The sequence below is a fragment of the Paraburkholderia sp. RL17-347-BIC-D genome, from assembly GCF_046027915.1.
Lineage (GTDB): Bacteria > Pseudomonadota > Gammaproteobacteria > Burkholderiales > Burkholderiaceae > Paraburkholderia.
Map to the genome: position 1 here is coordinate 128,270 of NZ_JARESS010000001.1, position 19,036 is coordinate 147,305.

Consider the following 19,036-nt stretch of genomic DNA (forward strand, 5'->3'; position numbering starts at 1 on the left):
ACGCCGCCCTGGCCTACGATGAATTCGTGCGGCTCACTGCCGCTAACGGCACCTGCAAGGCAGGGTGGCCACTCATCGTCGCCAGGAGAAAACATGACGCAGCGTATCAACTATGTGCAGCAATCGCCGGAACTGTTCAAGAAGTTTTTCGAACTCAGCAATCTGCTGAAAGACAGCGCAATCGAAGAATCGATCCGTGACCTGGTATCGATCCGGGCGTCGCAACTCAATGGCTGTGGATTCTGTCTGGACATGCACGTGAAGGAAGCGCGCCTTCACGGCGAGCGCGAGTTGCGCGTCCATCACCTCGCGACGTGGCGCGAGTCGACGCTTTTCTCCCCGCGCGAACGCGCCGCACTGGCGTGGACGGAAGTGCTGACCAGGCTTCCCGAACACGGCGTGCCCGACGATATCTACGAGCGCGTGCGCACCCAGTTCTCCGAAAAGGAACTCTCGGACCTGACGTTCGAAGTGATGGCGATCAACGGATGGAACCGCGCGAATGTTGCGTTCAAGACGGTGCCGGGTTCGTCGGACAAGGCATTCGGTCTGGACAAGGCGAACCTCGTCTGAGCGGACGCGTTTCGCTGGTTCTTCAGTTAGGCCCGCACTGGCGGGCCGCGTTACTTGAGGACAAACTATCATGCTTCGTTTGAGAAATACGGCTCTGGCCGCGCTCATCGTCGTGGGCGCGTCGTTGGGTGTGGCCCGCGCCGAGGCGCCCGCCGCAATCGTCACGCCGCTGATGACGCAGCCGCTCGACGACTATCCGGGCAAGGAAGCCTTGATGATCAGCGTCGAGTACCCGCCGGGAGCGGCGGATCCCGTCCATCGGCATCATGCGCACGGTTTTATCTATGTACTGGAAGGAACGATCGTGATGCAGGTCAAGGGCGGCAAAGCCGTCACGCTGACACCCGGACAGACCTTCTATGAAGGTCCAAACGATGTTCACACGGTCGGACGCAACGCAAGCCAGACCAAGCCGGCCAGGTTCCTCGTGCTATTGCTGAAGGATAAGGGCGCGCCCGTTCTCGTTCCGGAGAAATAGCCGCCTCTGCGCGCCGCATCCGGTTTAAAAAAATGGTGGACCGTGTCACAAACGGCAGCGCTGATACGTCTAGTCGCTATGGACTTCACGAACCGCGCTTCCATGTCAGACAACCCGCCACGCCGTCCCATCGCCGGCGCCGCCGACCCGTTCGCAAGCAGTTTTGCGACCAGCTACGCCGGCGTCATTTCTTTTCTCGCTGTTGCCAACGAAGGCAGCTTTGCCCGCGCGGGAGATCGCCTCGGTATCGGCCGCTCCTCCGTTAGCCGCAACGTGCAGAAGCTCGAGGCCCAGCTCGACGCGCGCCTCTTCCTGCGCACAACGCGCAGCACGTCGTTGACGCGCGAGGGCGAGCTCTTCTACGAGAACTGCCAGCCTGCCATAGAGCGCATCGCCCAGGCGCTGGAAGACATGCGGGAACTGCGCAACGGACCGCCTCGCGGCCATCTGCGCATCGTCTCGACGCCGGGCTTCGGCCGCAAGATCGTGGCGCCCTTGCTGCGGGGCTTTCATACGCGCTATCCCGAGATCGCCCTCGAACTGCTGCTGAACGATCGGCCCGCCGACTTCACGGCCGATCGCGTCGACGTTTCGTTTCACGACGGACGCATGGAAGACAGCGGGATCGTGGCGCGCCAGCTGATTCCGATGCAGATGCTCGTGTGCGCGTCGCCGGCTTATGCACGACAACACGGGTTGCCGCGGCATGTCGATGAACTGGCGGATCATCGCTGCATCAACTTCCTGACCGCGTCAGGCCGCATCAGTGAGTGGGAGTTCAAGGTCGACGGACTCCCGCAGCGGCGCCAACCCGTCGCACAGCACATATTCAACGACCCGGATCTGATCGTGCAGGCGGTGCTGGACGGGCTGGGCGTTGCGCAGTTGCCTGCGTATCAGGTCTGCGACCTGCTGGGCGATGGGCGGCTGGTCAGTTGTCTTGCGCAGCACGCGCCGGAAGATGGCGGCCACTACATCTGCTATCTCAGCCGCAAGCAACTTCCCGCGCGGGTCCGCGTGTTCGTCGACTACATGACCGAGCATACGAGAGCGCTCGACCTGCAGTGTCTGACCACGATGACGACGCGATCGTCGTTATCCACGGTCGAATGACGGCATCCGAACGACCTTGTGTTGATTGATGCTCGTCATGCAACACGGTGCGTCCCGCTGCGGCCCTACCGCATGACGCAGTGCATGCCTACCATGCTTTCTGTACGGACGGCACGCGAATCGCGGCCCGTCCGGCACAGCACCGGCAAACCCATCCGCACCTTCCGCACTGCGATGCAAAGCCGGAGTCGAACAATTGGCGGCGGCGCGAGAGCCGCGCACAAGCTCATGGAGAGACATCATGAAGATCGTCGTGATTGGTGGCACGGGACTCATCGGTAGCAAAGTCGTCAAGAATCTGCGCGCGCGCGGTCATGCGGTCGTTGCCGCGTCGCCCGCATCGGGCGTGAACACCATCACTGGCGAAGGCCTGAAGGAGGTGTTGGCGGGCGCGAATGTCGTGGTCGATCTGGCCAATTCCCCGTCGTTCGAAGATGCCGCCGTGCTCGAGTTCTTCGAGACGGCCGGACGCAATCTGTTTGCGGCGGAGATTGCCGCCGGCGTACAGCATCACGTCGCGCTTTCTGTCGTCGGCACCGACAGGCTTGCGGAAAGCGGCTATTTCCGCGGCAAGATCGCTCAGGAAGAGCTGATCCGCGAATCGGGCGTGCCGTACACGATCGTCCATTCGACCCAGTTCTTCGAGTTTCTTGGCGGCATCGCGCAATCGGGTAGCGACGGCCAGACCATCAGGCTGTCTCCGGCATTCTTCCAGCCGATCGCATCGGATGATGTGGCGGCAGCCGTCGCGGACTTTGCGGCGGGCGAACCGCGCAACGGCATCGCGGAGATCGCGGGCCCGGAACGCGTGCGGCTCGCCGACATGGTGCAGCGTTTCCTCCTGGCAACGCACGATTCGCGCAAGGTCGCCGAAGACCCACAGGCCCGTTATTTCGGCGCAAGGTTGCAGGATGACACGCTCGTCCCGGGCGCAAACCCGCGTCTCGGTACGATGACCTTCGAGGCGTGGTTCGCCCAGACGCAAGCCGCGAAATAAGCCACGAGCTTAGGAGACGCGCCATGACCACGTTGCGTCCACCGCCGCTGACGCTGCTCGACAAGTATCACGGGCGCGACCTCCAAACGCTGTACTCGACTACCGTCACCGTAACAGGCGGGGACGCGGGGCACGGGCGCGCGTCGGGCATCGCCCGTTCTGACGACGGCAATCTCGTAGTCCATTTGCGATTGCCGAAGGCGCTGGGCGGGCCCGGCGGCGGCACCAATCCCGAGCAGCTGTTCGCGGCGGGTTACGCGGCCTGCTTTCATGGCGCGCTGAGTCTGCTTGCGGCACAGGCGAGCATTCCGATTCCCGATGCCTCGGTGCAAGTCACCGTCGATTTTGGCCGTGACCCGATGGACGGTCTGTTCATTCTGAGCGCGCAGACCCGTGTTCGATTGCCAGGTGTCGAGCGTGTTGTCGCCGAAGAACTGGTTCGCAACAGCGAACGCTTTTGCCCTTACACCAAGATGGCGCGGCAGGGAATCGAGAATGTCGTCGCGCTGGTGCGGCAGGATGATGCCGGGGAATCGTGATGCTGGGAGCAGGCGCTCTCAGACGTTGTTAGAGCAAAAGCGGAGCTTTATCCGGCTCGTTAGATCGTTGTATTGCGAATGTTCTAGACGCGTATCTGGATATAAATTCAGCTGTCGCCACGTCAAGGGTGCTTTGCCCGGTGACGTTCCAGCAGGAATAAATTCAGCGAACTAACGGCACGAAAGAGGGCGCCGCGGCGTCATTTTTTGTTTACTGCTCTTTAGTGCCAGCCGGCGTGGCGGATTCGGCCAACTCACGCGCCCGGATGAGCGCCTTGCTGATGTCGGCCAATACTTTGTCGCGGTCCGCGTCGTTCTGCTGCCGTAACGCGAACGACGGATGATAGGTGGCGATGCCCCAGCCGCCTTCCACTTTGAACGGCGCATCAAGATGGTCTCTCAGGCTGACTTTGCCACGCAACAAGGCGGTGAGTGCAGTAGCGCCGAGCGCGACGATCACCGCCGGGCGCACTGTGCGCAACTCACGTTCGAGCCAGTAAGAACACGCTTCGATCTCACGCTGTCCCGGCGTTTTGTGCAGCCTGCGTTTGCCGCGGGGTTCCCATTTGAAATGCTTCACCGCGTTGGTCAGATAAATCTGGTCGCGCGATAGCCCGGCGCGCGTGATCGCTATCGTCAACAATTGCCCCGCCGGCCCGACGAACGGTTGACCACTCAGATCTTCCTGATCGCCGGGCTGCTCGCCGATCAGCATGATGCGCGCGCCGCTCGGCCCCGAACTGCCGACAGCTTGCGTCGCATTACGCCACAGGTCGCAACGTCGGCATGCATCGAGCGACGAAGGTTGATCGCGGACCGGCTGCGCCATGTCCGCTTCGATCGGAATGGTTTTGCCGGCCAGCGCGCCGACGCCGCTCGCCTGCGCCACGCGGCGCGCGCCGCTTTTCGCTTCACTGATCATGGCGGGGATCAGATGGCCCTCCGGCAAGCCTTTCCAGAAGCGTACCGGCATGTGCTGCTCGAGCGCCGCTTCGTTCAGTCGCGCCGGATTGAACGTGCTGCGGTAATAGGCGAGCCATAACGCCTCGGCTTCGTCCGCGGTATCGCGACGATGGTCGCCGGGCAGGGCGCGGCGTTGCTCCAGATGCAGTTGCTGACCGTCCCAGAAGGCCGCGCCGCGCGGCGTCGTGATCATCCAGGTCGAGCGTCCCATGCGTTGCGCAAAATGTTCCGCGGCCCACGCCAGGACATCATGCTCGGGCTCGTACCAGGCGATGTATTCGGGTGTCTGCACCGCTGACGCCGACGCTGACGTCTGCTTGCGAAACCGCACGTACGCGATCATGTCGTGCTTGGCACGCCGCACGCTTTTGGCCATGCGATGGAGTTGTGCGCCATCTGCGTCTGCCGGCGAGGCGACCGAGCGGTCGCCGTGCTGCCAACGCCACAGCACCTTGTATAAAAACGCCCAGCGCTGTGATTCGCGATACAGCGCGGCGTCTTGCAATAGCGCTGCCAGTTCCTTTGAAACATGCACGGCAGAGGGTCGGGGCTCCGCTGCTTGGGATGTCGCGCCATAGTCGAACAGCGCCTGCTCTTGCGACGACTCAGGTTCCTGCTTGACGCGCCATTCGATCGTCTCCGGCGCGAGGCCTTCGCCCAAAGCGCCAAGCGACGCGGCGCGCCACGCGACGAAATGATCTTCGATAACGATGGAACGCATCGCGACGCGTCACAACAACGCCAGTTGCACCGGCGGCGCCAACACCCGGCGCAATCGCGCCGACGACGCGTCATGCAGCGCCGCGCGATAGTCCTGCGTCACGACAAACGGCTTGATCTTCTCCAGCGGACAACGCAGCCGCACGAGGTCCTCGTAGCGCACACGCCGCGAACGCCGTAGCTCGACCAGGCGTTTCGCGTTGCGCATGCCGATGCCCGGCACACGCGCGATCATGCGCAGCGGCGCGCGGTTCAGGTCGACCGGAAACTGCTCGCGATGCGCCAACGCCCACGCGAGCTTCGGATCGATATCGAGCGAGAGGTTGCCGGGTTGTTCGAACAACTCGTCCGCACTGAAGCCGTAGCCGCGCATCAGGAAATCGGCCTGATACAGGCGATGTTCGCGTAACAACGGCGGCGCCTGAGCGGGCAATGCGGAAGGGCTATCGGGAATTGGGCTGAAGGCGGAGTAGTACACGCGCTTGAGCTTGTACGCTCCGTAGAGCGTCGCGGCGGTTTGCAAGATCGTGCTGTCGTTCGTCTGATCCGCGCCGACGATCATCTGCGTGCTTTGACCCGCGGGCGTGAACTTCGGCGCTCTGGCGTCGCTATGCGCCTCTTCCTGCGCAAGACGGATCGAGCCCATGGCGAGCTTGATGGTGCGGACGTTCTTTTCCGGCGCGAGCCGCGCGAGGCTGCCGTCGGTGGGCAGTTCGATGTTCACGCTCAAGCGGTCGGCATAGCGCCCGGCTTGCGCAATCAATTGCGGATCGGCGTCGGGAATCGTCTTCAGATGAAGATAGCCGCGAAACTGATGATCCTCACGCAAAGACTGGGCGACGCGCACGAGCTGTTCCATCGTGTAGTTCGATGACCGAATGATTCCGGAACTCAGAAACAGTCCGTCGATGTAATTGCGCCGATAGAAATCCAGCGTCAGTTCGACGACCTCCTCGGGCGTGAAGCGTGCGCGCGGCACGTTGCTCGAGCGCCGGTTGACGCAGTACTGACAGTCGTACAAACAGAAATTGGTGAGCAGAATTTTCAGCAGCGAGACGCAGCGCCCGTCCGGCGTGAAACTGTGGCAAATGCCCGCGCCGGTGCTGGCGCCCAGACCGGCAATGCCGCGAGAGCCGCGCTTGGGTGCGCCGCTGCTTGCGCATGACGCGTCGTACTTCGCCGCGTCGGCCAATACTTCCAGCTTTTTGAGCAGTTCCACGTTGCCGCCAATACTGTATGGATGTACAGTATTGTACGTGGGCGGGTCGTGACTGCAAGCGGTTTTTAATGAGAAGCGGGCGTTGTTCCACGGGGGCGCGCCCGGTGAACAAACGGGGCGAGCTGAAGCAATACAACGGGAATCGGGCGTATGCCGAACGGCGTTGCGCTTGCTTGCAGCTCCAGCGGCGCGATGGGATTAATAACAAGACGATCGCGGAACCTCGCACCGGCGAGCGGTCTGAATAGATCAAGTACGCGGGTGAGCCCGCACAATGAACGGAGATTCATCTACATGCCGGCTTTATCCGGTCAGGAACGCCATGCCTGAACAACTCTGGCTGCCTGGGCTCGAGGCGCCGCCAACGCCCACAGACGGTCTGTTCTTCGCCGTGTTTCCCGATGCCACGACAGCGGCCAGCATCGCGAAGCTCGCGCAACAGCTTTGCGGGGAGACGCGCGCGCGGAGTAAGCCGCTTGCGGCGGGCCGTCTGCATGTCACCTTGCATCATCTGGGAAATTTCGCGGGCGGTTTGCCGCAGAAGCGAGTCGACGCGGCGATGCAGGCGGCCGCCTCGATCAAAATGGAGCCGTTCAGCGTCGAATTCGATACGGCGGTCAGCTTTGCGTCGAAGCCGCGACCGGGACCGCTGGTGCTGGGCGGAGGCGAGGGCGTCGCTGGCCTGCACATGCTGCACGGCGCTTTGGGCCATGCATTGCAGGACGCTGGTTTGGGGGACCACGCCGTCTCATCGGCGGCGCGCTACATACCGCATGTCACACTGGCGTACGGCATGCCATGGGCCGCGGCGCGTCCCGTTGACCCGATATGCTGGAACGTGCGTGAGTTTGCGTTGATGCACAGTTTGCTCGGGCGTACGCGGCATGTCGCGTTGGCTCGATGGACTTTAGCGGGCGCCGAGTCATAGCGCGCGTCGCCCAAGGTGACGGCGGCGTGTCGATCGCGCCGGGCTAGAACCGCATGCCCGTCGCGCAACCGCCGGCGAAGCCGCCACCGCTGCCGCCCGCGCCGCCGCAGAACACGCCACAACCGGATAGCGCGAGCGACATGGCCACGGCGGCTAGCGTTGCGCGCAATCTCGGTTTGCGAATGCGTTCGCCGAGGTGTGCGAGATCGGGAGCGGCATGCGGGCTGTTGCCGGCGTCGAAACCGATGGTGGCGCAGGTAAGGCTTGAGTTGGTCATCGGGATTTCATAACTTCAGTGTCTTTGGGGAGCGGCGGGCAAAGGCGCGAACGGCGTCGTTCGTTGAAAGTCTTCTGTCATGTTTGTGCGGAGAAAAAGGGGCGGCATGCGGCACAGCCGGGAATCGCTGAGGCTAGCGCACGACCCTATGTCCCTCAAATACGCAGAATCTGAAAACGTAGGAGGTTTCGTCGGTTCGAGAAGCGGAACGATCGTGCGCTCCCTGATAGAATGCTTGGGCCGCAACGTAGTGGATTGCAGATGAAATTGCTTGATGCGTTAGTCGAACAGCGTATTGCCGCCGCCGCCGCGCGAGGCGAGTTCGACGAGTTACCTGGCGCGGGCGCGCCGCTGTCGCTGGACGACGATGCTCTGGTCCCCGAAGAAGTGCGCGTCGCCAACCGGATTTTGAAGAATGCGGGCTTCGTGCCGCCCGCTGTCGAGCAGTTGCGCGCGTTGCGCGACCTGCAAGCGGAGTTGAATGCCGTGAGCGACCAGGCTACCCGTTGCCGTCTCCAGGCGCGCATGCTGGCGCTGGATATGGCACTTGAATCATTGCGTGGCGGGCCGCTGGTTCTGCCGCGCGAGTACTGCCGGCGCATTGCCGAGCGGCTGTCCGAGCGCGCCGGCAACCTCAATACGGCAGACGCGGGTTCGCAGTGAGCGAGCCGCTTGCCCACGCCGCCTTGCCGGATTCGGATTCTGTTGAGTCTCGCGATGTGCTGAGTACGCAGGGTTCTCAGGCCTCGATCAGCGGTGTCGCTGAATTGACTACGGCCGAGCCGGGCGCTGCCGCCGCCTCGGCGAGTTCAGATCCCACGCCTGGCGAGCCGTTCATATTTCCCGCTGTTCCCGAAGTCCCGGAGCGCGATCGACGCTTCATGGCGCTGGCGCAAGCCGCCGCCGAAGAGGCGCGCGCTGCCGGCGAAGTGCCCGTCGGCGCAGTCCTCGTGCGCGGCGACGAAGTCATCGCCACGGGTTTCAATCACCCGATCGGCGGGCACGACCCGTCGGCACATGCGGAAATGGCCGCGTTGCGCGCCGCGGCGCAGGCCGTCGAGAACTACCGTCTGCCGGGCTGCGAACTCTACGTGACCCTGGAGCCGTGCCTGATGTGCGCCGGTGCGATCATGCACGCGCGCATCGCCCGTGTCGTGTTCGGGGCACGCGATCCGAAAACCGGCGCGTGCGGCAGTGTCGTCGATGCCTTCGCGAATCCGCAGTTGAATCATCACACCACGGTGATCGGCGGCGTGCTCGAAAATGAATGTGGCGCCGCGCTCAAGTCGTTTTTTGCCGAGCGGCGGCGCGCGAGCCGCGCAGCACGCGCGGCGGCACGCGCCGACGCAGGCAGCGAACCGGACAACGAACCGGGTCCGGCTGAGTCGCTCTAAAACAACAACGTCCAACAAGGTCTTGCCAATGGCCGTCCATCGCACCATCGAACTGATCGCGCCGTCCGGGTATCCGCATGATCCCGAGGTGCTGCATCGCGCGTTGCAGCGCTTCCATACGCAAGGGCATCACGTCGAGGGCGTGGAGGCGGCGCGGCGTCGCTATCAGCGCTTTGCCGGCACCGATGGCGAGCGCGCGGCCGATCTGAACCGGCTCGCCGACCCGTCGCGCAAGTTGCCGGACATCGTGCTGGCCGTGCGCGGCGGCTACGGCGCGGTGCGCATCCTGCACGGGCTCGACTACGACGGGCTGCAGCGGCGGCTGACCGATCAGCCGATCGCGCTGGTGGGACACAGCGATTTCACCGCGATCCAGCTTGCGCTGCTGGCGCGCGCCGGTGTGAAGACCTTCGGCGGCCCGATGGTGATGAGCGACTTCGGCGCGGACGAACTGAGCGAATTCACCATGCAGCACTTCTGGTCGGCGTTGACGAAGCCGACCATGACGGTCTCGAGCAACACGCCGCAAGCGCAGCCGGTCGACGTCTCGGGCATGTTGTGGGGCGGCAATCTGGCGGTGCTGGCATCGCTGATCGGCACGCCGTATATGCCGCCGGTGCAGGGCGGCATCCTGTTTGTCGAGGACGTCAACGAACAACCGTTCCGGGTCGAGCGGATGATCTATCAGTTGCACCTGGCCGGCATCCTCGCGCAGCAACAGGCGCTCGTGCTGGGCGATTTCTCCGGCGCCAAACCCTACGACTACGACAATGGTTACGACCTGCACGCCATGATCGAGCAGGTGAGGTCGGTGATCGGTATTCCGGTCGTCACCGGCCTCCAATTCGGGCATGTCCGCAACATGCTGACGCTGCCGGTGGGCGCGGACGCGCATCTCGTCGCCGACGCACACGGGTTCAAACTGAGTTTGTCGGGCTATCCGTACCTCGCCTGAACCGGCGGAGGAGGGAAGCGGGCGTTTGCCCGCTTTCTTTTAAGACCATTAACGCAACTAACGGTCAATTTAATCGACCACCTCCCACAGAACGACTCGTGCAGGTCCTTCGATTTTGTTGACAAAATCCGCCACCAATAGACGACCCCAGCCTCACCTAATTAAACTCGTACTGAGGCGGCACTAGGCACTCAAGCCGAGCCGGCAGCCCGCCAGCCCGCCGTCACCGCGAAGATTGTCGAAATTCTAAGCAAAAATTGTTGACAATCTTTATGTCCATCCTATGATGACCTACATACCGAGACGAACATCATGTCCGACACAGAGTCCGCAGCCGCTAATAGTTCGAAACCCGAAGTGATTGCCGAGCGCATCCGCGCCGCGATCCTCGAGCATCGGCTCGCGCCGGGCTCAAAGCTGACAGAAGCGCAGTTGTGCGAAGTATTCGGTGTGAAGCGCGGCCCGATCCGGCAGGCGCTGGCGCAGTTGGCGACTGATCACCTCGTCGACCTCGAACCGAATCGCGGAGCGTTCGTAGCAAGCCCGTCGCTGCAGGAAGTGCACGAAGTGTTCGAGATGCGTCGCATCATCGAGTTGGCGGTGGTCGAAAAGATTTGCACCGGTCACGGCATGCGGCGTTTGAAGAGCATCGGCAGCATGATCGGCCGGGAACGCAAAGCGTTCGAGACACGTGATTTTCCGGCGTGGATTCGCCTGTCGGGCGAGTTTCACACCGAGTTGGCGGGACTCACCGGCAACGCCGTGTTGTGCGACTGCCTGAACGGTCTGGTGGCGCGCTCCACGCTGATTTCCGCGCTGTACGAGTCGCTCGGACGCAGCCCATGCTCGTTCGAGGACCACGAAGCCATTCTCGCCGCGCTAGACGCCGGCGATGCAAAAGAGGCGGCGGCCTTGATGTCGCGCCATCTGCAAAGCGTCGAGTTGAAGATGCTGGACCGCCCCGCACGTGGCGCGGCCGATCTGCACGAAGTGTTCGGCGCACTCAACGGTGCAGCCAGAGATTCATCGAAGACAAAGTCCGCGCAAGGCTGAGGCAAGCGGCCGGCGTGCGCCCGTTACCGGTGCGCGCCGCACTGAATTGAACTGAACCAATCAAGCGTTGCAAGGCGGCTCGGCGTGAGCGCTGTCGGCTTGTGCACGCGTGTCCGCCGCCGGGCGACGGGCTTCGAGTAGTAACGCATCGCCGGGAAGTCGCGGCTGCTGGCGGTGCGATAAACACAGTACTTCAAGTACGGAGACATCCGCGGCACGGCCGGACGGACGCGCCAAGACCCTTCGTCTCACACGGACGAGGCGGGCGCGACTGGCATGGCCGATGCAACGTCCTTCGATTCGCTATCGACGGTCCCTATTCCAAGGAGGAATCATGGCTCAGTTCAGTGCAGCGCCCGGCAATCCCGCAATTCCCACTTATGCAGATGACGGCGCGCCCAGCGAACCGTCGATGCCCGCAGGCTACAGCGACCGCCTCTATAACGAAGATCTCGCGCCGTTGCGTCATCAAACCTGGGGCGCTTACAACATCTTTGCGTTCTGGATGTCGGACGTGCACAGCGTCGGCGGCTACGTGTTCGCGGGCAGTCTGTTCGCGCTCGGCCTGACGAGCTGGCAAGTGCTGATCGCGCTGCTGGTCGGCATCACCATCGTCAACATGCTGTGCAACCTGATCGCGAAGCCGAGCCAGGCGAACGGCGTGCCGTATCCGGTGGCGTGCCGCGCGACCTTCGGCGTGCTCGGCGCGAATATTCCCGCGGTGATTCGCGGCCTGATCGCGGTCGCGTGGTACGGCATTCAGACCTATCTGGCCTCGAGCGCGCTGGTGATCGTCGTGTTGAAGTTCGTTCCGCAGTTGCTGCCTTACGCCGATGTTCATCATCATGGCTTCATGGGACTCTCGACGCTCGGCTGGACCGGATTCATGCTGCTGTGGGTGTTGCAGGCACTGGTGTTCTGGCACGGCATGGAGACCATCAAGAAGTTCATCGACTTCGCCGGTCCCGCGGTCTACGTGGTGATGTTCATTCTCGCGGGCTACATGGTGTATCGCGCGGGATGGCGCAACATCGGCATCAACCTGGGCGGCGTCAAATATCACGGCATGCAGGTCGTGCCGGTGATGATCACGGCGATCTCGCTGGTGGTGTCGTATTTCTCCGGACCGATGCTGAATTTCGGCGACTTTTCGCGCTACGGCAAGAGCTTTCGCAGCGTGCAGCGCGGCAACTTCTGGGGGCTGCCGGTCAACTTCCTGGCCTTCTCGCTGGTGACGGTGATCACGACCGCGGCCACGCTGCCGGTGTTCGGCGAACTGATCACGGACCCGGTCGAAACCGTGGGCCGTATCGACTATCCGACCGCGGTGATTCTCGGCGCGCTGACCTTCACGATCGCGACTATCGGCATCAACATCGTCGCCAACTTCGTCTCGCCGGCTTTCGACTTTTCCAACGTGGCGCCGCGCCTGATTAGCTGGCGCATGGGCGGTATGCTCGCAGCGGTCGCGTCGATCTTCATCACGCCGTGGAATCTGTTCAACAACCCGGCCGTGATCCACTACACGCTCGACGTCCTCGGCAGTTTCATCGGACCTTTGTACGGCGTACTGATCGTTGACTACTATCTGGTGAAGCGTCAGAAGATCGTCCTCGACGATCTGTACACGGTCGCGCCCACCGGTTCGTACTGGTATCGCAACGGCGTCAACTACCGGGCTGTCGCCGCGCTGCTGCCGGCTGCCGTGATCGCGGTAATCTGCGTGATGGTGCCCGCGCTCGACGGCATGGCGAATTTCTCGTGGTTCATTGGCGCAGGCCTCGCCGCGCTGTTCTATCGCGTTCTCGCACGCTGAATCTTGCAGACGCAACAGGAGTCGATATGCGCATCAAACTGATCAACCCGAATACGACCCAACGCATGACGGAAGCGATGGGCCGCTGCGCGCGCGAAGTCGCCGCGCCGGGCACTGAAATCATCGCGGTGAATCCGACCATGGGGCCGCCGTCGATTGAAGGTTATTACGACGAAGCGCTTGCGACGCCGGGCCTGCTCGCCGAAGTCGCCACCGGCGAGCGCGAAGGTTGCGACGGCTACGTGATCGCCTGCTTCGGCGATCCCGGTCTGTACGCCGCGCGTGAGCTGGCGCGCGGCCCGGTGATCGGCATCGCCGAAGCAGCGATGCACGCGGCCAGCGTGCTGGCGCCGGGCTTCTCGGTGGTGACCACGCTGGCGCGCACGTGCGGCATGGCGTGGCACCTCGCCGAGCGGTACGGCATGAAACGGTTTTGCCGCAACGTGCGCGCCACCGACGTCGCCGTGCTCGACCTCGACAAGCCAGGCTCGGCGGCGCGTCGCATCATCCTCGACGAATGCCGGCGCGCGCTCGCGGAAGACGGTTCGGACGCGATCGTGCTCGGCTGCGCGGGCATGGCCGAGTTGTGCGCGGAGATCGAAGACGCGCTCGGCGCACCGGTGATCGAAGGCGTGACAGCCGCTGTGAAGTGGACCGAGGCGCTGGTCGCGCTGCGTCTTTCAACGGCCAAACGCGGCGACTATGCGCGGCCGCTGGCCAAGCGCTACGACGGCGCGCTGGCATCCTTCAGCCCGACCGACACCGATCCGAATCCGCTCACGCCGCGAAGTTCTGCTGTCATTTCAGCCGCAAATGCGCCGCAAACCGCAGGAACGGCCGATTTATTGCGGGTAAACACTACAGAATCGGGGCCGCACATACATTCAGTCTGACACGCACTATCTGCCCGGGTGTATGGGCGCACCCGGGTGTTTTCGCTACACTGGTCCAACTCGGCGCGGGCTGCCTGAAAGGTTTTTTTCTGCTGCTTTCGGTACAGCTTCTGGTGTTTTTCCACCCACGCCCGCGTGAGCCATTTGCACTCAGCACGCAAACTCACGCCAACCTCACGTGCATGCCACGTGAGTTCCACGCGAATTTTACGTACCGTCACCACGCATTCGTCAAACCATGTCACTCGACCCGAACTACCCACGCGATCTGATCGGCTACGGCCGCCACCCGGTGCAGGCAAACTGGCCGGGTCGAGCGCGTGTCGCGGTGCAATTCGTCCTGAATTACGAAGAGGGCGGTGAAAACTGCGTGTTGCACGGCGATCCCGGCTCGGAGCAATTTCTGTCGGAAATCGTCGGCGCCGCGTCTTTTCCGGCGCGCCACATGAGCATGGAGTCGATCTACGAGTACGGCTCGCGCGCGGGCGTCTGGCGTATCCTGCGCGAATTCGAAAAGCGCAAGCTGCCGCTCACGGTGTTCGGCGTCGGCATGGCGGTCGAACGGCATCCGGAACTGGCGCGTGCCTTCGTCGAACTCGGTCATGAGATTGCGTGCCACGGCTATCGCTGGATTCACTATCAGGACATGGCGCCGGAGAAAGAAGCGGAACACATGCGCCTCGGCATGGAAGCGATCGAGCGCGTGACGGGCGAGCGTCCGCTCGGCTGGTACACCGGCCGCGACAGTCCCAACACGCGGCGCCTCGTCGCTGAATACGGCGGTTTTCTGTACGACTCGGATTACTACGGCGACGATCTGCCGTTCTGGATGGACGTTGACGTCACCGGCGGCGCGAAAGTGCCGCAACTGATCGTACCGTACACGCTCGATACCAACGACATGCGCTTTGCGAGCCCGCAAGGCTTCAACACGGCGGACCACTTCTTCACGTACCTGCGCGACGCATTCGACGTGCTCTACGAAGAAGGCGATGAAGCGCCGAAGATGCTGTCCATCGGCATGCACTGCCGCCTGCTCGGGCGCCCTGGGCGCTTCCGCGCGCTGCAACGTTTTCTCGACCATATCGAACAGCACGATCGCGTGTGGGTGACGCGACGCGTCGATATTGCGCGCCACTGGCGCGAACATCATCCTTACCAACAAAACAACCGCGGGGCTGCGGCATGAAGGCGATGCAATACACTCTGGACCAACTCAACAGCACCTCGACCGACGCGTTCGTGGCAGCGCTGTCGGGCATTTTCGAGCACTCGCCGTGGGTCGCGGACATTGCCGCGCAGCAACGGCCTTTCGCCAGCATTGACGAGTTGCATCGCAAGATGTCGAACATCGTCGAAACGGCCGGTGAAGAGAAGCAACTGGCGTTGATCAATGCCCACCCGGAACTCGCCGGCAAGGCTGCCGTGCGCGGCGAACTGACGGCCGAATCCACGCGCGAGCAGAGCGGCGCCGGCCTCGCGCAGTGTACGCAGGAAGAATTCGACAAGCTGCTCGCGCTGAACGCCGCGTATCGCGAGAAGTTCGGCTTTCCGTTCATTCTGGCCGTGCGCGGGTATGACCGCCACGGCATCATCGCGAACTTCGAGGCGCGCGTGAACAATAGCCGCGCCGACGAACTGCGCGCGAGCCTCGATCAGATCTACCGCATCGCACGTTTCCGGCTCGACGACCTGATCGACGCGTAAGGTCTTATCACGGGTCGCTGGACTCGAACCGAAACGTTTTTTCAGCACTGACAAACACTAAGGAAGACAAAGATGGCACTCCCGATTCTCGACCCCAACGCACCGGAATTCACGCGCCGCTATGTGAATCTGGCGGACCCGCGCCTGGGCGCGCAGGCGCTCGAGGCCAGCGACGATTTCTTCGCACCGAAGGAACGCATGCTGAATCCGGAGCCGGCCGTCTTCATTCCAGGCAAGTACGACGACAACGGCAAGTGGATGGACGGCTGGGAAACGCGCCGCAAGCGCGCCAACGGCTATGACTGGTGCGTCGTGAAGCTGGCGCGTCCGGGCGTGATCAAGGGTCTCGATCTCGACACCAGCCACTTCACGGGCAACTTCCCGCCGGCGGCGTCGGTGGAAGCCGCGCGCGTGGTGGACGGCGCGCCGACCCAGTCCACGCAATGGACCGAAATCGTGCCGTCGACCACGTTGCAAGGCAATAGCCACCACTATCACGAAGTCAGCGACGCGAATGCGTACACGCACCTGCGCGTGAACATCTATCCGGACGGCGGTATCGCGCGACTGCGTGTGTATGGTCAACCGCAAGTCGACTGGGCCGGCGCGAGCCGCACCGAGCAGTTCGATCTGGCCGCGATGGAAAACGGCGCGTATCTGGTCGCGGCGAACAACCAGCATTTCGGCGCTGCGTCGACGATCCTGATGCCGGGCCGCGGCGTGAACATGGGCGACGGCTGGGAAACGCGCCGCCGTCGCGAGCCGGGCAACGACTGGGCGATCATCGCGCTGGCGCAACCGGGCGTGATCAGGAAGATCGAAGTCGATACCGCGCACTTCAAGGGCAATTATCCGGACCGCTGCTCGATTCAGGCCGCGTACGTGACGGGCGGCACGGACAGTTCGCTGATCACGCAAGCCATGTTCTGGCCGGTGCTGCTCGGCGAACAGAAGCTGAAGATGGACAACCAGCACTATTTCGAAAGCGAAATCGCAGCGCTGGGTCCGGTGACGCACGTGCGCTTTAACATCATTCCGGACGGCGGCGTGTCGCGTCTGCGTCTGTGGGGTACGCTCGCATCATGAAAACGCTCGCGATCGAACCGTTGACGAAGGAAGCGTTCGCCGCATTCGGCGACGTGATCGAACTCGAAGGTGCGAAGCAGATTCCGATCAATCTCGGCACGACGATCCGCTATCACGATCTCGCGAAAGTGGACGTAGACGACGAGAATGGCCGCACGCTCGTGAACCTGTTTCGCGGGCAGCCGCGCACGCTACCGTTCGAACTGAAGATGCTCGAACGTCATCCGCTCGGCAGCCAGGCGTTCGTGCCACTGAACGACAAGCCGTATCTGGTGGTCGTGGCGCCGGCGGGCGAGCTGGATGCGTCGAAGATTCGCGCGTTCGTGACGAGCGGCTGGCAGGGCGTGAACTATGCGAAGGGCGTATGGCACCATCCGCTGATCGCGTTGGGCGACGTGAGCGACTTTATCGTCGTCGATCGTGGCGGAGATGGCCTCAACCTCAATGAGCAGGATCTCGCGGAGTCGTTGTGGCTCACGGAAGATGCGTTGAGCGCGGTGGCTGTTTGAGTTTTATCGCTTTGACGTAGCGAGCCGGTTGACTTAAAAAGAACCCACAGCATCAGTGCTGTGGGTTTTTTGTTTTAGCGGCGAACCGCGAAGTTAGCGCGACGCCGTCGTTCCGCGTTTAGCTGCGTTTAGCTGCGTTTAGCTGCGTTTGGCAAGAAGTGGCGAATGCCCGATCACCTCGCGCGCGCGTTCCGCTGGTTCAGGCGCGGAAAAACCCGCGGCTTCGATAGCCGGTTTGAGCCCTTTGAATTGCAGGCTCTTCTTCGGCGAACGCAAGGACGCCATGCCGTCGTCCCACGCGTGAAGCATGTGCTTCGCGACGGTGTGCCATTGCGTCTCGTTGCGCGCCGCTTCGATCAACTCATGGCCGACGGCGACGGCCGAATCGCACAGCGCCTCGACCATCTGCGCGTATTGCCGTGGCGCGATGCCCATGCGCGTGTTGAAAAACCGCTCCAGCGTTTTGCCGGCCGCCCAGGTTTTGCGACCGTCGATCGGCAAGCCTGGCGGATTAGCCGCGTAGCGTGGGTACGCCTGCGTCGTGACGATGTCGTAGACGGGCGTGAACGCGACATCGTCGACCGACGTATAGAACAACGCCACATTCTTCGTATGGCAGTCCGCGTTGCGTACGACGTAGTTCGTCAGCAAATGCCAGCCGAGATATTCCAGTTGCTGTCGCATGGTGTTGCGATCGAGCAGATACGCTCGCGCGGCATTGAGCATTTTCTCGCTGGTCGAGTTGTATTTTTCATGTGGCGGCAAACCCAATAGACCGCACATGTCTTCGATGCCGTAGGCCGGCAATCCTTGTGCGTCGACGTCGAAGCGCTCGACGATCAGCGCCCGGCCATCATCCGACATCTGCGTGCGCGCCACCGGCGCGACGCCGAGCCGTTCCAGCACGCGCATGGAATAGAACTCGTTGAAGCCGAGAAACGGCGTGTTGTCGTCCGAGCCTTTGACGATGTGGCGGCTCGTCCGGATGGTCGGTTTGCCGAGCGGCATCGGCGTAGACGTGCTGGACGTCGCGTCTTGAGGCGCGATGAACTTCGGCACGGCGCCCGAGATGGCCGCGCGCGCATATTCGCGCACGAGTTGCGCGAAATGTTCGGCCGTGTTGTCGCCGTGCAGAATGTCCTGCACGTCGAGCGCTTGCAGTTCCGTGCCCGGCGCGACGCCTTCGGGTGTCACGGTGACGCGGCCGATCCCCATGGCGCCGACTACGGTGAGCAGCGACAGGTCGGTGCCGTCGAGCAACGGCCCGAATTGCTCGCGGATCAGATTCAGCAGATAACCCTCCGGCAGGTTTTGCCGGAAAAACGGATGCAGGTCGCGCGGCCAGCGCCAGGCCTCTTCACGCACCGGCATGGCCAGACTGACGAAGTCCGCCGCGCTCGCGTCGCGGTTGTATTTGAGGACGTAGTCGTCGCGCTCGCGAAATAGCGTGGCGACGTTCTTGCCCAGTACCTGAACGTCGAGCCTCATGAGTTCGCGTCCGGATTGCGTTGTTCAGCGAGGATGTCTTCGAGCGTGCGCCCGTGTCCATGCGCGACGAACTTGAGGTCGTAACCTGCCGCTTCGAGCAGGCGCACGAGCACGGACACGCTCATGTCGTTTTTGGCGAGCGTTTCCATACGCGCGACGGTGGTGCGCGCGACGCCCGCCCGGTGCGCCAGTTCCTCTTGCGACAGATTGCTTTCGCGGCGCACGGCCTTCAGCATGTCCGATACATCGGCGAGATTGGTCATTTGTAGTCCCACGGCAGCAATTTTGACTAATTAGTTCGTTATTGTAGCCCATGAGGTACAAAACA

At 62.7% G+C, this 19,036-nt stretch carries 21 protein-coding genes; 16 read left to right on the forward strand and 5 right to left on the reverse strand.

From position 1 onward, the window contains the following. Positions 1 to 93 precede the first annotated feature (93 nt). The 5 genes from P0D96_RS00660 (at position 94) to P0D96_RS00680 (ending at position 3,700) form a co-directional block, all read left to right on the forward strand. Positions 94 to 573, forward strand: a complete 480-nt coding sequence (locus tag P0D96_RS00660) for a carboxymuconolactone decarboxylase family protein (protein ID WP_132374160.1) — start codon at positions 94 to 96, stop codon at positions 571 to 573. A 70-nt stretch (positions 574 to 643) separates the two neighbouring features. Beyond that, positions 644 to 1,051, forward strand: a complete 408-nt coding sequence (locus P0D96_RS00665; RefSeq protein WP_408287490.1) for a cupin domain-containing protein — start codon at positions 644 to 646, stop codon at positions 1,049 to 1,051. 102 nt (positions 1,052 to 1,153) lie between these two features. Further along, positions 1,154 to 2,164 carry a LysR family transcriptional regulator gene (locus tag P0D96_RS00670; protein WP_408176117.1) on the forward strand — a complete coding sequence of 337 codons (1,011 nt, stop codon included), beginning with the start codon at positions 1,154 to 1,156 and terminating at the stop codon, positions 2,162 to 2,164. A 241-nt stretch (positions 2,165 to 2,405) separates the two neighbouring features. After that, complete coding sequence (locus tag P0D96_RS00675) at positions 2,406 to 3,161, forward strand: SDR family oxidoreductase (protein ID WP_408310785.1); 756 nt, start codon at positions 2,406 to 2,408, stop codon at positions 3,159 to 3,161. Between the two features lie 23 nt (positions 3,162 to 3,184). Beyond that, positions 3,185 to 3,700 (forward strand): Ohr family peroxiredoxin, encoded by a 516-nt coding sequence (locus tag P0D96_RS00680; RefSeq protein ID WP_408310787.1) that lies wholly within the window; start codon positions 3,185 to 3,187, stop codon positions 3,698 to 3,700. Between the two features lie 211 nt (positions 3,701 to 3,911). Here the strand turns inward: P0D96_RS00680 and P0D96_RS00685 are convergent, their stop codons facing one another. Continuing rightward, a complete protein-coding gene (locus P0D96_RS00685) occupies positions 3,912 to 5,384 on the reverse strand; it encodes a UdgX family uracil-DNA binding protein (protein ID WP_408310790.1) in 1,473 nt (490 codons plus the stop codon). A 9-nt stretch (positions 5,385 to 5,393) separates the two neighbouring features. Then, positions 5,394 to 6,602 carry a putative DNA modification/repair radical SAM protein gene (locus P0D96_RS00690; protein ID WP_408176122.1) on the reverse strand — a complete coding sequence of 403 codons (1,209 nt, stop codon included), beginning with the start codon at positions 6,600 to 6,602 and terminating at the stop codon, positions 5,394 to 5,396. Between the two features lie 322 nt (positions 6,603 to 6,924). Here P0D96_RS00690 and P0D96_RS00695 point away from each other — a divergent pair, with 322 nt between their 5' ends. Further along, complete coding sequence (locus P0D96_RS00695) at positions 6,925 to 7,530, forward strand: 2'-5' RNA ligase family protein (protein ID WP_408176123.1); 606 nt, start codon at positions 6,925 to 6,927, stop codon at positions 7,528 to 7,530. 43 nt (positions 7,531 to 7,573) lie between these two features. Here P0D96_RS00695 and P0D96_RS00700 read toward each other — a convergent pair whose 3' ends face one another. Then, a complete protein-coding gene (locus tag P0D96_RS00700) occupies positions 7,574 to 7,807 on the reverse strand; it encodes a hypothetical protein (RefSeq protein ID WP_408176125.1) in 234 nt (77 codons plus the stop codon). Between the two features lie 261 nt (positions 7,808 to 8,068). On the opposite strand from P0D96_RS00700, the gene P0D96_RS00705 reads away from it, so the two are divergent. The 10 genes from P0D96_RS00705 (at position 8,069) to P0D96_RS00750 (ending at position 17,220) form a co-directional block, all read left to right on the forward strand. Next, positions 8,069 to 8,470, forward strand: a complete 402-nt coding sequence (locus P0D96_RS00705) for a DnaJ family domain-containing protein (protein ID WP_132374168.1) — start codon at positions 8,069 to 8,071, stop codon at positions 8,468 to 8,470. Positions 8,471 to 8,643: 173 nt separating this feature from the next. Next, the gene (tadA, locus tag P0D96_RS00710) at positions 8,644 to 9,201 is read left to right on the forward strand and encodes a tRNA adenosine(34) deaminase TadA (protein ID WP_408311647.1); all 558 of its coding nucleotides are present in this window, start codon (positions 8,644 to 8,646) and stop codon (positions 9,199 to 9,201) included. A gap of 28 nt (positions 9,202 to 9,229) precedes the next feature. Further along, entirely contained in the window at positions 9,230 to 10,156 is a 927-nt protein-coding gene (gene ldcA, locus P0D96_RS00715; RefSeq protein WP_408310793.1) for a muramoyltetrapeptide carboxypeptidase, read from the forward strand. A gap of 312 nt (positions 10,157 to 10,468) precedes the next feature. After that, complete coding sequence (locus tag P0D96_RS00720; RefSeq protein WP_132374170.1) at positions 10,469 to 11,209, forward strand: GntR family transcriptional regulator; 741 nt, start codon at positions 10,469 to 10,471, stop codon at positions 11,207 to 11,209. 334 nt (positions 11,210 to 11,543) lie between these two features. After that, entirely contained in the window at positions 11,544 to 13,025 is a 1,482-nt protein-coding gene (locus P0D96_RS00725) for an NCS1 family nucleobase:cation symporter-1 (protein WP_408310796.1), read from the forward strand. A gap of 26 nt (positions 13,026 to 13,051) precedes the next feature. Beyond that, positions 13,052 to 13,918, forward strand: a complete 867-nt coding sequence (locus P0D96_RS00730; RefSeq protein WP_408310799.1) for an aspartate/glutamate racemase family protein — start codon at positions 13,052 to 13,054, stop codon at positions 13,916 to 13,918. 238 nt (positions 13,919 to 14,156) lie between these two features. Further along, positions 14,157 to 15,107, forward strand: coding sequence for an allantoinase PuuE (puuE, locus tag P0D96_RS00735; protein WP_408310801.1), 951 nt, complete (start codon positions 14,157 to 14,159; stop codon positions 15,105 to 15,107). Beyond that, positions 15,104 to 15,625, forward strand: coding sequence for a 2-oxo-4-hydroxy-4-carboxy-5-ureidoimidazoline decarboxylase (uraD, locus tag P0D96_RS00740; protein ID WP_408287466.1), 522 nt, complete (start codon positions 15,104 to 15,106; stop codon positions 15,623 to 15,625). Before puuE ends, uraD begins: the two co-directional genes overlap by 4 nt. 72 nt (positions 15,626 to 15,697) lie before the next feature. Further along, on the forward strand, positions 15,698 to 16,711 hold the full coding sequence (gene alc, locus P0D96_RS00745) for an allantoicase (protein ID WP_408287463.1): 1,014 nt from the start codon (positions 15,698 to 15,700) through the stop codon (positions 16,709 to 16,711). Further along, on the forward strand, positions 16,708 to 17,220 hold the full coding sequence (locus tag P0D96_RS00750) for an ureidoglycolate lyase (protein WP_408176132.1): 513 nt from the start codon (positions 16,708 to 16,710) through the stop codon (positions 17,218 to 17,220). Before alc ends, P0D96_RS00750 begins: the two co-directional genes overlap by 4 nt. 138 nt (positions 17,221 to 17,358) lie before the next feature. Here the strand turns inward: P0D96_RS00750 and P0D96_RS00755 are convergent, their stop codons facing one another. Together P0D96_RS00755 and P0D96_RS00760 are read right to left on the reverse strand one after the other, a co-directional pair. Next, on the reverse strand, positions 17,359 to 18,708 hold the full coding sequence (locus P0D96_RS00755) for a type II toxin-antitoxin system HipA family toxin (RefSeq protein ID WP_408310804.1): 1,350 nt from the start codon (positions 18,706 to 18,708) through the stop codon (positions 17,359 to 17,361). Continuing rightward, positions 18,705 to 18,971, reverse strand: a complete 267-nt coding sequence (locus tag P0D96_RS00760) for a helix-turn-helix domain-containing protein (RefSeq protein ID WP_011488637.1) — start codon at positions 18,969 to 18,971, stop codon at positions 18,705 to 18,707. Before P0D96_RS00760 ends, P0D96_RS00755 begins: the two co-directional genes overlap by 4 nt. Between the last annotated feature and the right edge of the window lie 65 nt (positions 18,972 to 19,036).

Excerpts from the sequence above, each read along its gene's own strand:
- P0D96_RS00695 (WP_408176123.1), top strand. The coding sequence starts at position 6,925 with ATGCCTGAACAACTCTGGCTGCCTGGGCTCGAGGCGCCGCCAACGCCC.
- puuE (WP_408310801.1), top strand. The coding sequence starts at position 14,157 with ATGTCACTCGACCCGAACTACCCACGCGATCTGATCGGCTACGGCCGC.
- ldcA (WP_408310793.1), top strand. The coding sequence starts at position 9,230 with ATGGCCGTCCATCGCACCATCGAACTGATCGCGCCGTCCGGGTATCCG.
- alc (WP_408287463.1), top strand. The coding sequence starts at position 15,698 with ATGGCACTCCCGATTCTCGACCCCAACGCACCGGAATTCACGCGCCGC.
- P0D96_RS00670 (WP_408176117.1), top strand. The coding sequence starts at position 1,154 with ATGTCAGACAACCCGCCACGCCGTCCCATCGCCGGCGCCGCCGACCCG.
- P0D96_RS00760 (WP_011488637.1), bottom strand. The coding sequence starts at position 18,971 with ATGACCAATCTCGCCGATGTATCGGACATGCTGAAGGCCGTGCGCCGC.
- P0D96_RS00700 (WP_408176125.1), bottom strand. The coding sequence starts at position 7,807 with ATGACCAACTCAAGCCTTACCTGCGCCACCATCGGTTTCGACGCCGGC.
- P0D96_RS00730 (WP_408310799.1), top strand. The coding sequence starts at position 13,052 with ATGCGCATCAAACTGATCAACCCGAATACGACCCAACGCATGACGGAA.
- P0D96_RS00665 (WP_408287490.1), top strand. The coding sequence starts at position 644 with ATGCTTCGTTTGAGAAATACGGCTCTGGCCGCGCTCATCGTCGTGGGC.
- P0D96_RS00755 (WP_408310804.1), bottom strand. The coding sequence starts at position 18,708 with ATGAGGCTCGACGTTCAGGTACTGGGCAAGAACGTCGCCACGCTATTT.
- P0D96_RS00685 (WP_408310790.1), bottom strand. The coding sequence starts at position 5,384 with ATGCGTTCCATCGTTATCGAAGATCATTTCGTCGCGTGGCGCGCCGCG.
- P0D96_RS00725 (WP_408310796.1), top strand. The coding sequence starts at position 11,544 with ATGGCTCAGTTCAGTGCAGCGCCCGGCAATCCCGCAATTCCCACTTAT.
- P0D96_RS00675 (WP_408310785.1), top strand. The coding sequence starts at position 2,406 with ATGAAGATCGTCGTGATTGGTGGCACGGGACTCATCGGTAGCAAAGTC.
- P0D96_RS00705 (WP_132374168.1), top strand. The coding sequence starts at position 8,069 with ATGAAATTGCTTGATGCGTTAGTCGAACAGCGTATTGCCGCCGCCGCC.
- P0D96_RS00680 (WP_408310787.1), top strand. The coding sequence starts at position 3,185 with ATGACCACGTTGCGTCCACCGCCGCTGACGCTGCTCGACAAGTATCAC.
- P0D96_RS00660 (WP_132374160.1), top strand. The coding sequence starts at position 94 with ATGACGCAGCGTATCAACTATGTGCAGCAATCGCCGGAACTGTTCAAG.
- P0D96_RS00750 (WP_408176132.1), top strand. The coding sequence starts at position 16,708 with ATGAAAACGCTCGCGATCGAACCGTTGACGAAGGAAGCGTTCGCCGCA.
- uraD (WP_408287466.1), top strand. The coding sequence starts at position 15,104 with ATGAAGGCGATGCAATACACTCTGGACCAACTCAACAGCACCTCGACC.
- P0D96_RS00720 (WP_132374170.1), top strand. The coding sequence starts at position 10,469 with ATGTCCGACACAGAGTCCGCAGCCGCTAATAGTTCGAAACCCGAAGTG.